General features: G+C 71.3%; 13 protein-coding genes. 4 read left to right on the top strand and 9 right to left on the bottom strand.

The features are described from left to right. Window positions 1-33: 33 nt before the first annotated feature. The 7 genes from addB to J2Y58_RS13940 form a co-directional block, all read right to left on the bottom strand. Window positions 34-3009 (bottom strand): double-strand break repair protein AddB, encoded by a 2976-nt coding sequence (addB, locus tag J2Y58_RS13970; protein WP_310104094.1) that lies wholly within the window; start codon window positions 3007-3009, stop codon window positions 34-36. After that, entirely contained in the window at window positions 3002-3700 is a 699-nt protein-coding gene (locus J2Y58_RS13965; RefSeq protein ID WP_405053110.1) for a nucleotidyltransferase family protein, read from the bottom strand. The genes addB and J2Y58_RS13965 overlap by 8 nt, the downstream gene beginning before the upstream one ends. A gap of 53 nt (window positions 3701-3753) precedes the next feature. Beyond that, entirely contained in the window at window positions 3754-4737 is a 984-nt protein-coding gene (locus tag J2Y58_RS13960) for a phosphotransferase (protein WP_310104380.1), read from the bottom strand. Continuing rightward, on the bottom strand, window positions 4734-5189 hold the full coding sequence (tsaE, locus tag J2Y58_RS13955; RefSeq protein ID WP_310104090.1) for a tRNA (adenosine(37)-N6)-threonylcarbamoyltransferase complex ATPase subunit type 1 TsaE: 456 nt from the start codon (window positions 5187-5189) through the stop codon (window positions 4734-4736). The genes J2Y58_RS13960 and tsaE overlap by 4 nt, the downstream gene beginning before the upstream one ends. After that, a complete protein-coding gene (locus J2Y58_RS13950; protein WP_310104088.1) occupies window positions 5186-7522 on the bottom strand; it encodes a PAS-domain containing protein in 2337 nt (778 codons plus the stop codon). The genes tsaE and J2Y58_RS13950 overlap by 4 nt, the downstream gene beginning before the upstream one ends. A gap of 136 nt (window positions 7523-7658) precedes the next feature. Continuing rightward, complete coding sequence (gene ahcY, locus J2Y58_RS13945; protein WP_405053109.1) at window positions 7659-9065, bottom strand: adenosylhomocysteinase; 1407 nt, start codon at window positions 9063-9065, stop codon at window positions 7659-7661. 215 nt (window positions 9066-9280) lie between these two features. Next, window positions 9281-9841: a YqgE/AlgH family protein gene (locus tag J2Y58_RS13940; protein WP_310104084.1), complete on the bottom strand. Its 561-nt coding sequence runs from the start codon at window positions 9839-9841 to the stop codon at window positions 9281-9283. A gap of 97 nt (window positions 9842-9938) precedes the next feature. Between J2Y58_RS13940 and J2Y58_RS13935 the strand changes: the two genes are divergently transcribed. From J2Y58_RS13935 to J2Y58_RS13925, 3 genes are all read left to right on the top strand, one after another. Further along, entirely contained in the window at window positions 9939-10418 is a 480-nt protein-coding gene (locus J2Y58_RS13935; protein ID WP_310104082.1) for a peroxiredoxin, read from the top strand. Window positions 10419-10495: 77 nt separating this feature from the next. Then, window positions 10496-11926 carry an AMP nucleosidase gene (locus J2Y58_RS13930; protein ID WP_310104081.1) on the top strand — a complete coding sequence of 477 codons (1431 nt, stop codon included), beginning with the start codon at window positions 10496-10498 and terminating at the stop codon, window positions 11924-11926. 77 nt (window positions 11927-12003) lie between these two features. Further along, window positions 12004-12546, top strand: coding sequence for a hypothetical protein (locus J2Y58_RS13925; protein ID WP_310104079.1), 543 nt, complete (start codon window positions 12004-12006; stop codon window positions 12544-12546). Window positions 12547-12558: 12 nt separating this feature from the next. Here the strand turns inward: J2Y58_RS13925 and J2Y58_RS13920 are convergent, their stop codons facing one another. Together J2Y58_RS13920 and J2Y58_RS13915 are read right to left on the bottom strand one after the other, a co-directional pair. Further along, window positions 12559-13320, bottom strand: a complete 762-nt coding sequence (locus J2Y58_RS13920; protein ID WP_310104077.1) for an alpha/beta fold hydrolase — start codon at window positions 13318-13320, stop codon at window positions 12559-12561. Then, window positions 13301-13735 (bottom strand): GFA family protein, encoded by a 435-nt coding sequence (locus J2Y58_RS13915; protein WP_310104076.1) that lies wholly within the window; start codon window positions 13733-13735, stop codon window positions 13301-13303. Before J2Y58_RS13915 ends, J2Y58_RS13920 begins: the two co-directional genes overlap by 20 nt. A gap of 100 nt (window positions 13736-13835) precedes the next feature. On the opposite strand from J2Y58_RS13915, the gene J2Y58_RS13910 reads away from it, so the two are divergent. Then, window positions 13836-14444, top strand: a complete 609-nt coding sequence (locus tag J2Y58_RS13910) for a YitT family protein (RefSeq protein WP_310104074.1) — start codon at window positions 13836-13838, stop codon at window positions 14442-14444. Window positions 14445-14562: the final 118 nt, after the last annotated feature.

The raw sequence follows: 14562 nt of genomic DNA, 5'->3' as shown, positions 1-14562 counted from the left end.
CCGCCTTCGCGGGAATGACGAAGGGGGGTGCGACTATGCATCGCGGCCGTACCATTCGTCGCGGCGCATCAGCTGGTCGTATTCCGCGAACGGCGCGAACTCGGGGTGCAGCTTGGCGGTGAACGGCTGATCGCCGGTCAGCCAGCGCGCCGCCGCTTCGGCGAAGCTGTCGCGCGCGATGCGGACGAAATCGTCGGTGATGATCCGCCCGCCCTTGCCCGCCGGGTCGGCGGGGCTGGAGACGGCGCCGAACGTGTCGCCCTTCTTCGCGAGCGACCAATATTCGAAGGCGGTCGCCGCACCGGCCACGCCGTCGAACCCGCCCGCCTCCGCGATCGCGCCGAGCAGGCCCAGTTGCAGGTTGAAGCCGCCGCGCACCGCCGCGACGGAGGGCGCCTTGCCGGTCTTGTAGTCGACGATCCCCAATCCGCCGTCGGGCATCCGGTCGATGCGGTCGAAGCGGCCGGTCAGCTCGATCCCCGACAGCTCGGCCTTGCCGCGCCCCTCGACTGCCAGCACGGTGCGCCCGGCGGCGCGGTCGGCGAGCGTCTTCGCCGCGACCCATTCGAACGCCGCGATCAGCCGCGGTTGCCACAGCGCGCGGAGCAGCGGATGGGTCGCGGGGTCAGCGAGCAACGTGCGCGCGCGCGGCAACAGCTTGTCCGCGTCGCACGCATCCTCGCGCGCCCATGCCTCCAGCACGGCATGGACCGCGGTGCCGCGCCACGCGGCGCTGGGATCGGCATCGACCGCGTCGAGCGGCGACAGCTTCAGGATGCGGCGCGCGTAGAAGGCAAAAGGGTCCGCCTTCAGCCGGTCCACCTCGGTCACCGAGATCTGGCGCGGGCGCAGGTGCGCCGGCGGCAGCGGTTCGGGGCGGTCGGCGGGCGTGGGCACGCGCGTGCCGTCGAGCGCGCGCGCCCAGGCGGCGAGCGTGGCGTCGCGCGGGAAACGCTCGCCGGTCATCGCCTCCAGCCGCAGCCAGAAGCGCGAGGCGAGCGCGGGCGAACGCGCGTCGCGGCGCGCGCGGGTCAGCACGACCTGCCTGGCACCCAGCGCCTGGCCGAAGTCGTGCGCGGCGATGCCGATCCCGCGGTCGAGCCCCGGCAAGCCGAGGTCGACGCGGACGCGCGGGGCGAGCCACGGGTCGGGCGCGGGCAGGCCCGGCCACGTCCCCTCGTTCAGCCCCGCCAGGATCATCAGATCGGCGCGTTGCAGCCGCGCCTCCATCAGCCCGTAGATGGCGAGGCGCGGATGGCGCTCGCGCGGGAGCAGGCGGATCGCGATCTCGTCCATCAGCAGACGGAGCAGCGGCGCGAACCCGGCGGGCGCGATCGCGCGCGGGCCGAGCGGCGCCTGCGTCTCCAGTCCGGTCAGCAGATCGGCGGCGGCGCGCCCGGCGGGGCCGCGCCACGCCTCCTCACCCGCGAGCAGGTTCGCCGCCTCGCGCAGGCAGGCGACCAGCGACGGCAACGTCACGCCCCCTCCCTCGCCGAACCCGCGCGCGACGGGTTCGAGCAGGGGACGGGCCTCGCGCCACCATTCCGCGGCGCGGGCGCGCTCGGGGGCGGCGAGGTGGCGGTCGATCCCCTCCAGCCCCGGCGCGGGGCGCGGCCCGCGCAGCGCACGGTCGAGGCGGCGGACGCCGTCGAGCCAGGCGCCGCGCGCGTCCCCGGCGCGCACCAGCGGGTGCTTGAGCAGCGTCAGCAGCGCCATGGGGGCGAAATCCTGCGCGGCGGCCTCGACGATCGCGGTCAGCAGCGTGCCGGGGGGCAGGATGGCGAGCGCGCGGCCGGCGCTATCGTCGACCTCGATCCCCCAGCGGCGGCAATGCGCGGCGACGCGCCGCGCCAGCATCCGGTCGGGGGTGACGAGCGCGGCAGTGAGACCGGGCGTCTCGATCGCCTCGCGCAGCTTCAGCGCGACCGCCTGCGCCTCCTCGGCGGGGGTGGCGAGTTCGACCGCGGTGACGCCGCTCAGCCGCCGGTCTGCGGCGTCGAGCGCGGTCCATTTGGCGGTGAAGCGCGCCGGGGCGAGCGCGTTGGCGATCGCGCGCGCGCGGGCGGCGTCGGCGTCATGCTCGCTGGCGGCGAGCCAGCGCGTAACCTCGCCGCGGTCGGCGCCGATCCGCTCGAGCAGCAGCTTGAGATGGAATTGCGGGTGGACCTCGATCGCGCGGGCGCGCAGCCCGGTGACCGGATCGGGCTGGTGCGGGCCGAGCGCATCCCATTCGGCCTGCGGGAGCGCGAGGTCGAGGTCGGCGAACACCACCATCCCGCGCGGCAGTCCGGCGACGGTGCGCAGCAGCCGCGCGACGGCGGGCGCGGGATCGGTGATGCCGGCGGCGCAGACGAACCCCTCGGGCGGATGTGCCCGCCAGCGGGCCGCCTGCCGATCGATCAGCAGGATGCGACGCTCGGCGGCGTCGATCGCGCCCAGCCGATCGCGCTCGGCGGGCCAGCGGTCGAGCAGGATCCGGAACAGGCGGAGCGCGGTCTCCCAATGGTCCGACAGCCCCTCGCCCGGGTCGATCGCGGCGAGGCGCGCGGGCGGGACCTCCTCGACGATCAGCTGGTCGAGCGTGCGGGCGAGTTCGCCGGCGAGCCGCACCGCCTCCGCCGCATCGACCGGGCGGCCGGCGGCGGCGCGCTCCTCCTCGACCAGCCGCGCCAGGATCATGCGGCGTTGCAGCGGGTCGACCGCGGGCGGCAGCGGCGGGACGGCGTCGGCGGGGTCCAGCGCGGCGCCGACGCCGGCATCGAGTTCCTCACCGCCCAGCGCGACGATGCGCGGCAGCAGCAGCGCACCGCCGCTGGCGCGCACGAACGCCTCGCGCACCGCCAGCCCGCCACGATTGTTGGGCACCAGCACGAGCCCACGCGCCAGCGCCAGCCGGTCGCCGCCGAAGCGCCGCAGCAACCCGGCCACCAGCGCGTCGGCGAAGGCGCGGTGCGCGGGGATGGTATAGAGCCGCAGGCCCCGCTCGGCCGGCGGGGGCGCGTCAGCCATCGGCGAGCAGCGCCTCGGTCCGCGCGACCGCGGCCGGCACGTTGACCTCCGACCACAGCCCCTGATGGACGAGTCCGTAGGCGCGCCCCTGCGCAATCGCGCGGTTCCAGAACAGGTTGGTCGAGAACGGTCCCTCCGGCCAGTCGCGGATCAGCCGCGGCGACACGATCTGCACGCCGGTAAAGACGAACGGCGCGACGCGGCCCGGCTTGCGCCGCCCGGCGATGCGGCCGTCGGGGGCGAGGTGGAAGTCGCCCTGCCCCCGATGATTGTGCGCGCGCGCATAGGGCACCATCAACAGCAACGCGTCCATGGTCGCGTCGTCCCAGCGATCGGCCAGCTGGCGGATCGCATCGGTGGGGCCGTCGAGCCACAGGTTGTCGCCGTTGACGACGATGAACGGATCGTCGCCCAGCAGCGGCAGCGCCTTCACCAGCCCGCCGCCGGTCTCCAGCAATTGCGCGCGCTCGTCGGAGACGAGCACCTCGATATCATGCACGCGGTGGCGCAGATGCGCCTCCATCGCGTCGGCGAGATAATGGACGTTGACGACCGCGCGCTCGACCCCGGCCGCGCGCAGGCGGTCGAAGACGTGGTCGATCAGCGCGCGGCCGCGCACCTCGACCAGCGGCTTCGGACGCGTGGCGGTGAGCGGGCGCATCCGCTTGCCGACGCCCGCCGCCATCACCATCGCGGTGCGCGGCACGCGCGAACCGGGATCGGGGCGGATGTAGCGCGGCCGCGTCACGCAAGGCCTCGCGCGGTTGCGAGCACCAGCGGGTCGCCGCGCCATTCGGGCGGCAGATTGTCGTCGAACCAGCGCGCGACGGGGGCGAGCGCCGGATGGGCAAGGTCACGCTCCAGATACGCCCAGACCCGCGGGCACAGCGCGGCGTAGCGCGGCTTTCCGTCGCGCTTCCACAGCCGCGCGAAGATGCCGAGGATCTTGGCGTTCCGCTGCGCGCCGAGCACGTGATAGGCGTCGAGGAACGCGTCGCCCTCGCCGGTCGCCTGACGATAGCGCGCCAGCATCGCCTGCTCGATCGACGGATCGACGTCGCGCCGCGCATCCTGCAACAGCGACACGAGATCATAGGCCGGGTGGCCGGCGAGCGCGTCCTGGAAGTCGAGCAGCCCGAGCGCGCGGTCGGGGCCGACCAGCATCAGGTTTTCGGCATGATAGTCGCGCAGGACGGTGACCGGCGTCACCCCCTCGACAAGGCCGAGCACCTCGTCCCACGCGGCGCGATATTCCTTCTGGTCGACCGAGGCGCCGACCGCCGGGCAATACCAGTCGACCAGCAGCCCCGCCTCGCGGTGCAGCTCGGTGCGGTCATAGGCGCGCCACGGCCCGGCGGGCTGCGCGCGCAACGCCACGAGCAGGTCGACCGCCGCACCGTAGAGCGCCGTCGCCGTGCCGGGATCCGCGTCGACCGTTTCGCGCAGACGCACGTCGCCGAAATCCTCCAGCAGCACCAGCCCGCGTGTCAGATCGACCGCGTGGATCGCGGGCGCGGCGAAGGCGCGATCCGCCAGCCAGCTGGCAACGGCGAGGAACGGGCGCGGATCCTCCTGCGGCGGAGGCGCATCCATCAGGATTGCGCGCCGCGTGTCGCAATGGACGCGGAAATAGCGCCGGAACGAGGCATCGCCGGCGAGCGGCTCGATCCGCGCGCCGCCCCAGCCATGGGCTTCCAGAAAGGCCGGCGCGTCTGCCGGCGGGGTCATCGTGGCCATCGCCCGTCCCAAGCGTCGGGCGCGCGCCAAGTCAAGCGACGCGCGCCGTCCGGGTCGACCGCGATGGCGAGCGCCAGCGCCTCCGGCCAGCGCCCCGCCCCGGCCCGCTCGGGCCATTCGACCAGCAGCGCCGCGTCGAGCCGCGCCTCCTCCAACCCGAGTTCGTCGACCTCGCCCGCATCGTCGAGGCGGTAAAGGTCGATGTGCAGCACCGGCAGCCGCACCTCGGGCGGGTCATAGGGTTGGACGATCGCGAAGGTCGGGCTCGGCGCTTCCTCCTCCAGCCCCAGCGCCGCGAGCACGCCGCGCGCCAGGCTGGTCTTGCCCGCGCCCAGTCCCCCGGTCAGCGTCACGACGTCGCCCGCGCGCAGCACCGTCGCGAGCCGCGCGCCGAGCGCCGCGGTGGCCGCGGCATCCGCCAGCCCTTCCTCGCCGGACCTCATCGCCGCGGCAGGTCGACCGTCACGACGGTCCCGCGCTCGGGCTCGCTTTCCAGCGCGATCGTCCCGCCATGCGCCTCGACGAACTGCTTGGCGAGCGGCAGGCCGAGCCCGAGCGCGCGCTCGCCCGCCGCGGAGATCCCGTCGCCGGCGAAGCGGTCGAAGGCGCGCGCGACCTGCTCGGGGGTCATGCCCGCGCCATTGTCGGTCACCACGATCCGCGCCGCCTTGGCATTGCCGTCGACGACCAGCTGCACGCGGCCGCGATCGGGCGCGGTGCCGATTGCGCGGCGCAGCAGATGCTCGACCACTTCGCGGATGCGCCGCGCGTCGCCGGTCAGCCGCCCGGCCGAGCGCTGGATCTCGACCGCCAGATCGATCTGGTGGCGCTTGGCGGTGGCGCGCAGCGCGTCCGCGGCGGCGCGCGCGATCGCCGCGACGTCGATGTCGGCGCGCTCCAGCGGACGGGCGCCGCTGTCGGTCGAGGTCAGGTCGAGCACGTCGTCGATCAGCAACCCGAGCCGGTCGACCGAATCGAGGATCGCATCGAGATAGGCGATCGCGTCCGGCGACAGGTCGCCCGCATAACCGCCGTGGAGCATCTCCGCGAAGCCGCTGATCGAGGTGAGCGGGGTGCGCAGTTCGTAGCTCATGTTGGCGACGAACGCCGTCTTGACCTGGTCGGCGGCCTCCAGCGCGTCGTTGCGGTCGCGCAGCGCCTGCTCCATCGCGCGGCTGTCGCTGACGTCGAGCATCGTGAACAGCGCGTTGCCGTCCGGCAGCGGGACCGCGGCGAACTCGAACTGGCGCCCGTCGGCGAGCGCGATATGGCCGGCGCGCTGCTGCCGCTCGATCGTCGCCATGCGCACCAGCTCGGCGATCGAGCGCGCGCGGCGCGGGTTCGACAGCTTGGGCGCGACCTTCTCCGCAATCACGTCGACGCGCGGGTGGCCGGTGAGGAATTCCTCCTCCAGATCCCACAGCGCGCGGAAGCGGTTGTTCCACAATTGCAGGCGGCCATCGGTGGAGAAGACACCCAGCGCCTCGAACAGATTGTCGAAGGTCGCGGTGCGCACGCGCAGCAGCGTGTCGCGCGCACTCGCCAGCTGGACCTGCTCGGTCCGGTCCTCGAAGAAGACCATCAACCCGCCATCGGGGATCGGCTGCGCCACGACGCGCAGGTGCGTGCCGCCGGGCAGGTGCCAGTTCTCCTCGATCGCGCTGTCGGCGCCGACGAACCAGCCGCGCCGCTCCGCCTTCCAGCCCGGGAAGTCGCGCACCTCCGGCACGCGATTGGCCTCGCGCATCCGCTCCAGCACGCGGTCGAACTCCGGCCGGTCGGCCAGCCATTCGAGCCGCATCGCGAACATGCGCCGGAACGGCTGGTTGCAGAAGACCAGGCTGCGGTCGCGCCCGAACTGCGCCACGCCCGCCGACAGCCGGTCGAGCATCGCGCGCTGCGCATCGGCGAACCGGCGCTCGCGCGCGTGGCTCTGCTCCAGCTCCTCGATATCGATCGCATAGCCCGCGACCCCGCCGACCGGCAGCGGCACGTCATGGATGCGCAGCGAGCGGCGCGCGCCGCCGATCGTCGCGGGCAGCACGCGCTCCTGCGGGCGCCCGGCATCGCGCGCCGCCGCCGCGCCCGCAGTCGGGCTCACCTGCCCCGATCCGTCGACCAGCTCCAGCCCGCGCCCGACCACGTCAGCGGCGTCGACGCCCTCGACGGCGGTCACATAGGCCGAGTTGACCATCGCCAGCTGGAGATCGTGGTCGCGATACCACATCGGCAGCGGCGCGGCCTCGACCAGTCCGGTCAGCGCGTCGAACGCGTCGGACAGGTCGTGACATTCGGCCCGCAACCGCCGCATCTCGCCCTCGCTGGCGGTCGAATCGTAGAACCACAGGATCACCGCATCGCCGCGCCGGTCGCCCTGCACGGTCAGCGTCCGCCCGCCATCCCGCGCGTGGAGGGTGTGGGTGAACGGGCGCGCCGAGCGCTGGCAGCCGAGCACGCCGTGCGACAGCGCCTGCGCCTCGCTGGCATGCAGCCCCCAGCCGGCGGCCTCCACCTCCTGAAGCCAGGCGGGGATGTCGCTGAACCCCAGCCAGTCGGCGACGCGCCGCGCCATCTCCACCCGGCCATCGGGCAGCACCACCATCGGCTGCATCGGCGCGGCGTTCAGCAGCGTCTCGATCGTCTCGCGCTCACGCACCGCGTCGGCCGCGCCGGCGCGTGCGCGCAGCCCCAGCGCGATCAGCACCACCCCTGCCAGCACGAGCAGCAGCACCACCGCGCCGACCGCGACCGCGATGACCGGCGGGACGGGATTCATCGAAGGTGCGGGTTCCGCGGCATAACTGCCTGTCTAGGAGCGGCACGGCGCAGCGGCAAGCGGCGCCGCCGGCCGGCACGAAAAAGGGCGAGGCCAGCGGCCCCGCCCTTCCGTGGTCACGAGCGCAGCGTCGCGATCAGTAGCGGTAGTGATCCGGCTTGAACGGCCCTTCGACCGGCACGCCGATGTACTTGGCCTGCTTCTCCGACAGCTTCGACAGCTGGACGCCCAGCTTCTCGAGGTGCAGCGCCGCGACCTTTTCGTCGAGGTGCTTGGGCAGGACGTACACTTCGTTCTTGTAGTTCTCGGACTTGGTCCACAGCTCGATCTGCGCCAGCGTCTGGTTGGTGAACGACGCCGACATCACGAACGACGGGTGGCCGGTCGCGCAGCCCAGGTTCACCAGCCGGCCCTTGGCGAGGATGATGATCTGCTTTCCGTCCGGGAACTTCACCAGGTCGGTGCCCGGCTTCACTTCGGTCCAGTCATAATTGCTGAGCGCGGCGATCTGGATCTCGCTGTCGAAGTGGCCGATGTTGCAGACGATCGACATCGGCTTCATCGCCTTCATGTGATCGGCGGTGATGACGTCGGCGTTGCCGGTGGCGGTGCAGAAGATGTCCGCACGCTTCACCGCCTCGTCCATCGTGACGACCTCGAAGCCCTCCATCGCCGCCTGCAAGGCGCAGATCGGATCGATCTCGGTCACCAGCACGCGCGCGCCGCCGTTGCGCAGCGACTGCGCCGACCCCTTGCCGACGTCGCCGAAGCCCGCGACGCACGCGACCTTGCCGGCCAGCATCACGTCGGTGGCGCGACGGATCGCGTCGACCAGCGATTCCTTGCAGCCGTAGAGATTGTCGAACTTCGACTTCGTCACCGAGTCGTTGACGTTGATCGCGGGGAACGGCAGCTCGCCCTTCTTCGCAATCTCGTACAGGCGGTGGACGCCGGTGGTGGTCTCTTCCGACACGCCCTTCAGGTTCTTGACCGTCTGCGTCAGATAGCCGGGGTACTTGGCGATGAACGCCTTGACCGAACGCTGGAACTCGACCTCTTCCTCATTCTCGGGTTCGCCGAAGGTCGCGCCGGCTTCCAGCTTCGCGCCCCACAGCGCGAACATGGTCGCGTCGCCGCCGTCGTCGAGGATGATGTTGGCGGTCGTCCCGTCGGTGTCGGCACCCCAGTTGAAGATGTCGCCGACATAGTCCCAATATTCGGCGAGCGACTCGCCCTTCACCGCGAACACCGGGATCCCCGCCGCCGCGATCGCCGCCGCGGCGTGATCCTGCGTCGAGAAGATGTTGCAGGTCGCCCAGCGCACGTCCGCGCCCAGCGCGACCAGGGTCTCGATCAGCACCGCGGTCTGGATCGTCATGTGGAGCGAGCCGGTGATGCGCGCGCCCTTCAGCGGCTGCGATGCGCCATACTCGTCGCGCAGCGCCATCAGGCCGGGCATTTCGGTTTCGGCGATGTTGATCTCGGCGCGGCCGAAATCGGCGAGGCCGATGTCCTTGATGACGTAATCGTTCTTCGCAAGCACGCTCTTGTCGCTCAGGGGGGCGGTAGCCACGGCGTTGTCTCCACTCAGATGAGGCCGACCAAGGCACGCACGCGCACCGATCGGCATCCGCGCGCCTTAGCGGCGATGGCGCTGCGGATCAAATATAAAGGTATCTTTATATGTGATGGACGATGCCTGTTATCCGTTTCCACCTCCGTCATTCCCGCCTGCGCGGGAATGATGGGGCCATATTCTCAGCTGTGCCCGCTCTGGCTCGACAGCAGCCGCGGGTCGACGCCGGCCGCGACGAAGCCGCGGGTCCAGCGTTCCTCGACGGGCGTGTCGAAGAGCATGTCGGTGTCGTCGCGGACGTTCAACCAGCCGTGGCGCGTCAGCTCCGCCTCCAGCTGCCCCGGCCCCCAGCCGGCATAGCCGAGCGCCACCAGCCAGTGCGTCGGCCCGGTGCCCGCCGCGATCGCGCGCAGCACGTCGAGCGTGCCCGACAGTCGCCAGCGCCCCGCGACGTCGAGCGTGTCCTGCCCGCCCCAGTCCGCCGAATGGAGCACGAAGCCGCGCCGCGGCTCGACCGGGCCGCCGAAATGCACCGGGGCATCGGGCGCGACGCCGGGCGCGATCTCGAGCTGCTCCAAGACCTCGTGCAGCCCGAGGCCATTGACGACCGCGCCGATCCCGACCCCCAGCGCGCCCTGGTCGTCGTGGCTGCACATCGCGATCACCGAATGGTCGAACCGCGCGTCGCCGATGCCGGGCATCGCCAGCAGGAACTGGCCGGTCAGAAAGGTCGCTTGCTCCATTTCCCCGATCTAGGCGTTCGGCGCGCGCTTGCCAAAGCTTGAAATGACCTGCCCGACCGGCCATCGATCGGCGCAAGGCTCAACAGGAGAGACTGTAATGACCATCGGTATCGGCGATCCCCTTCCGTCCGTGCAGATCACGCGGCTGACCGCCGACGGGCGCGAGCCGGTCGACACCGCCGAATATTTCAAGGGCCGCCGCGTCGCGCTGTTCGCGGTGCCGGGCGCCTATACCCCGACCTGTTCGGCCAAGCACCTGCCCGGCTTCGTCGAAAAGGCCGATGCGCTGAAGGCCAGGGGCGTCGACGAGATCGCCTGCACCTCCGTCAACGATCCGTTCGTGCTGGAGGCATGGGCCAAGGCGAACGACGCGCAAGGGATCACGATGCTGGCGGACGGCAATGCCGACTTCGCGACCGCGCTGGGGCTCGACATGGACGGCAGCAAGTTCGGCATGGGCCGCCGCAGCCAGCGCTATGCGATGATCGTCGACGACGGCAAGGTCGCGGCGCTGCACGTCGAGGCGCCGGGCGAGTTCCGCGTCAGCTCCGCCGACCATCTGCTCGAAACCCTCTGAGACGTCACCGCCCCGCCCGTCGCCACCCGGCGGCGGGGCGACTTGCCGCGGTCATACGGACTATGTAACCGTCCGACATGACAGCAAACGATCTCGTCCGGGAACTCGACCGGCTCTACACCGCCTCCGTCGAACGACTGAAGGCAGCGATCAGCGCCTATATCGCCGACGGCAGCGTGCCCGACCGCGCCGCGCGCAGCGACGGCTCCTTCGCCTATCCCGAGATCCGGCTGCGCTTCGCGGGCGGCGACGGCCGGCCGACCCCGTTGCGGTCGTTCGGGCGGCTGGTCAGCCCCGGCGACTATCGCATCAGCGTGACCAAGCCGGCGGTGTTCGCCGACTATCTGATCGAGCAGCTGACGCTGCTGATCGAGGATTACGACGTCACCGTCGATGCGGTGCCGGGGACGCAGGAGATCCCCTATCCCTACGTGATCGACGCCAGCCACGCACTGAGCCTCGATGCGACCTCCGCGGTTGAACTGGCGCGCTATTTCCCTACCACCGAGCTGGCGTTCATCGGCGACGAGATCGCCGACGGGCTGTGGGCGTCGATCGACGGCACGCGGCCGCTGGCACTGTTCGACGGCCTGCGCACCGACTTCAGCCTGGCGCGGCTGCGGCACTATACCGGCACGCCGCCCGAGCACGTCCAGCGCTACGTGCTGTTCACCAACTACCACCGCTATGTCGACGAATTCGTCCGCTGGGGCGCGCAGCAGGTGAGCGAGGGCGGACGCTTCACCGCGCTGTCGGGGCCGGGCGGCGTGCTGTTCACGCCGGGCGACGATCCCGCGATGCTGGACGACAGCGCGTGGCGGCGGTTGCAGATGCCCGCCTATCACCTGATGGCCGACGATCGCACGGGCATCACGCTGGTCAACATCGGCGTCGGGCCGTCGAACGCCAAGACGATCTGCGACCACCTGGCGGTGATGCGGCCCGAGGCGTGGGTGATGATCGGGCATTGCGGCGGCTTGCGGCCGTCGCAGCGGATCGGCGACTACGTCCTCGCTCACGCCTATCTGCGCGACGACCATGTGCTGGACGACATGCTGCCGCCGGAGATCCCGGTGCCCGCGATCGCCGAGGTGCAGCAGGCGCTGGCGCGCGCGGCCGAAACGGTGTCGGGGCAATCGGGGGACGAGCTGAAGCGACGGCTGCGCACCGGCACGATCGTGACCACCGACGATCGCAACTGGGAGTTGCGGTACGCGCGCTCGGCCCTGCGCTTCTCGCTGAGCCGCGCGGTGGCGATCGACATGGAATCGGCGACGATCGCGGCGCAGGGCTATCGCTTCCGCGTGCCCTACGGCACGTTGCTGTGCGTCTCGGACAAGCCGCTGCACGGCGAATTGAAGCTGCCGGGGCAGGCGAACCGCTTCTACGAGCGCGCGATCAGCGAGCATATGCGGATCGGGATCGAGACCTGCGAGGAGCTGCGGCGCGAGGGCGCGAAGCTGCACAGTCGCAAGCTGCGCGCGTTCAACGAGCCGCCGTTCCGCTAAACCCCGGAAAGCGAACATTGGAAACACGGGCGCGCCCGTGCGTTGCGGCTGCGAAATCATCGACAAGGGAGCTGTTCATGGCCGACGATTCCAGCGAAACCCCGGCCCCGGCCGCCGCGACGCCGTCCACCCCGCGCCGCCGCGCGCCGCGCAAGGCCGCGGCACCCAAGGCCGCGTCGCCGCGCGCGACGAAGAAGGCGAGCAAGCCCGCCGATGCGGGCGCGCCGCCCGCGAAGAAGCCGGCGGCCAAGCGCACGCGGACCACGCCGGCCAAGTCGCGGTCGACCGCGCGCAAGCCGGCGTCGCGCGGCGAGGCGGCGATCGAGAAGGTCGGCGGCAAATGGGGTGCGGCGGCGATCGCGGGCGGAGTCGCGGCGATCGGCGCGGCGGCGACCGCGGCACTGCTGACGCTGCGCGGATCGACACCGAAGGCGCCGCGGCTCCCTGCGCCGGAGGACAAGAAGCCGGCCAAGGCGCACCAGCCGGACGGCACCGACTCGTCCAAGTCGTTCGAGGCCGGGATCGCGGACGAGAATACGGTGCCCGAAAAGGCGTCACCCGATATGTTGCCCCGGCGCACTGCCGGGGCAAACACGGTGGCGACGTTCCTAGATCGCTGACCCCGGCGCTGTTTATCGCGCCAGGAAGTCGGCGATCGCCTGCCCGAGCTCGGGCTTGGTGACCGCGCTCATGTGGTTGCCGGGCACCTCGACGAAGCGCGTCTGCGGGAGTGCGTCGGCGAGTGCGGGGGCGGAGCCGTTGTCGTCGTCGTCCTTGCCGCAGACGACCAGCACCGGCTGCGCGATCGTGTCGAGCACCGCCGCCGGCGTGCCGACGAACGTGTCGATGATGCCGAGCAGCGCGACGGGGTCGCCGCCGGTGGTCTTCAGGAACGCCTCCGCCATCCATTCGGGGCTGCCGCGTTGGTGTTTCCCGAGGTTCGTCAGGATGTTGCGGAAGTGGCCGGCGCGGCGGTCGGCGCGGGTGATGCCGTCGAGCCCCATGCCGGACAGCACCACGCGCCGCGGGGTCGCGCCGGTCGCCAGCATCCGCACCGTGGTGCGCGCACCCAGCGAATATCCGCCGAGATCATAATCGCCCAGACCGAGATGCTCGACCAGCGCATGACCGTCGCGTGCCAAGGCGTCGGGCGGATAGGCGGCGGAATCGTGCGGGCGCGCGCTGTCGCCGTGCGCGCGCAGATCGGGCATGATGACGCGAAAGCCGGCGGCCGCGATCGCGGCGGCATGGCCGTATTTGAGCCAGTTGGTCTGCGCATCGGAGAAGAAGCCGTGGATCAGCACGACGGGGCGCCCCTCCCCCAGCTCGCGCCACGCGATCCGCTGTCCGTCGAAACTATCGAAATACCGGGTGTCAGTCGGGGACATTGCCACGCGTTTCCATCCACTTCTTTGCGATGTTCGGAAGATCCCCGGTGCGCTTTTCGGGGAGATCGACCCCTTCGCTCCACGCGCGGTGGCGGCTTTCGACGCCGAAATGACCGGTCGGGCGCAACCGGTGCGCTTCATCGAAGCTGCCGACCGTCAGATCGAGCTGGTCCGACCCGTGCCCTTCGTAGGTCAGCGGCGTGCCGCATTCGCGGCAGAAGCCGCGCACCGCGATCTCGGACGAGGCATAACGATCCGGCTCGCGCGTCACCCACGTGACCGCGGCCCTCGGCACCTGTTTCAGCGCCGCGAACACCCCGCCGGTGGCGCGCTGGCACATGCGGCAGTGACAGAGATAGGCGTCGTCGTCCGCCACCTCGACGCTGTAGCGCACGCTGCCGCACTGGCAGCCTCCGGTCATCGTGCGGCCCATGGCCGCCGGTGTAACGGCACGGCGCCCGCGCGTCCATCGCGGTCCGCGCTGCATTGCAGCACATCGCAGCGCCCGCTACGGGCCGGGCGTGAACGCCGACGAACCCCTGCCCCATTCCGCGATCGAGGACGCCTATGCGCTGACGCTCGGCTGCATCCTGGTCGTGCTCGGCCTGGCGCTGTTGCATGCCGCGGGGCTGGTGACCGGCGGCACGGCGGGGATCGCGCTGCTGATCTCCTATGCGGTGCCGCTGCCGACGGGGGTGCTGTTCACGTTGATCAACCTGCCGTTCATGTGGCTGGCGTGGAAGGCGATGGGGCGGCGCTTCACGCTGCGCACGGTCGCGGTCGGCGTGGGCGTGGCGGCGCTGGGGACGTGGACGCGGCTAGGCCTGTCGATCGCGCATATCGATCCGTCGTTCGCGGCGCTGGCGGGCGGATCGGTGATCGGGTTCGGCGCGCTGGCGCTGGCGCGACATCATGCCGGGATCGGCGGGACGGGCGTCGTCACCTTGTGGTTGCAGAAGACGCGCGGGTGGAACGCGGGCCGCACGCAGATGGCGATCGACGCACTGATCCTGCTGACCGCGCTCGCCTTCCTGCCGGCCGAGCGGGTCGGGTGGTCGGCGGTGTCCTCGGCGGCGATCAGCGGGATATTGATCGCGTGGCACCGGCCGGGGCGATATCGGGGGTATTAACCCCTTAACAGCCGTCATCCCCGCGCAGGCGGGGATCCAGAACCTCTGACGTTTCGCCTCTTACGAGGACCTGCCGGTCTGGATTCCCGCCTGCGCGGGAATGACGGCTTCGGCCGGG

The organism is Sphingomonas sp. BE138 (assembly GCF_031456125.1).
GTDB lineage: Bacteria > Pseudomonadota > Alphaproteobacteria > Sphingomonadales > Sphingomonadaceae > Sphingomonas.
The sequence above is the reverse complement of the archived record's forward strand: the minus strand, read 5'-3'. Positions and strand labels throughout refer to the sequence as shown.

Excerpts from the sequence above, each read along its gene's own strand:
- addB (WP_310104094.1), bottom strand. The coding sequence starts at position 3,009 with ATGGCTGACGCGCCCCCGCCGGCCGAGCGGGGCCTGCGGCTCTATACC.
- J2Y58_RS13965 (WP_405053110.1), bottom strand. The coding sequence starts at position 3,700 with ATGGTGATGGCGGCGGGCGTCGGCAAGCGGATGCGCCCGCTCACCGCC.
- J2Y58_RS13960 (WP_310104380.1), bottom strand. The coding sequence starts at position 4,737 with ATGACCCCGCCGGCAGACGCGCCGGCCTTTCTGGAAGCCCATGGCTGG.
- tsaE (WP_310104090.1), bottom strand. The coding sequence starts at position 5,189 with ATGAGGTCCGGCGAGGAAGGGCTGGCGGATGCCGCGGCCACCGCGGCG.
- J2Y58_RS13950 (WP_310104088.1), bottom strand. The coding sequence starts at position 7,522 with ATGAATCCCGTCCCGCCGGTCATCGCGGTCGCGGTCGGCGCGGTGGTG.
- J2Y58_RS13940 (WP_310104084.1), bottom strand. The coding sequence starts at position 9,841 with ATGGAGCAAGCGACCTTTCTGACCGGCCAGTTCCTGCTGGCGATGCCC.
- J2Y58_RS13935 (WP_310104082.1), top strand. The coding sequence starts at position 9,939 with ATGACCATCGGTATCGGCGATCCCCTTCCGTCCGTGCAGATCACGCGG.
- J2Y58_RS13930 (WP_310104081.1), top strand. The coding sequence starts at position 10,496 with ATGACAGCAAACGATCTCGTCCGGGAACTCGACCGGCTCTACACCGCC.
- J2Y58_RS13925 (WP_310104079.1), top strand. The coding sequence starts at position 12,004 with ATGGCCGACGATTCCAGCGAAACCCCGGCCCCGGCCGCCGCGACGCCG.
- J2Y58_RS13915 (WP_310104076.1), bottom strand. The coding sequence starts at position 13,735 with ATGACCGGAGGCTGCCAGTGCGGCAGCGTGCGCTACAGCGTCGAGGTG.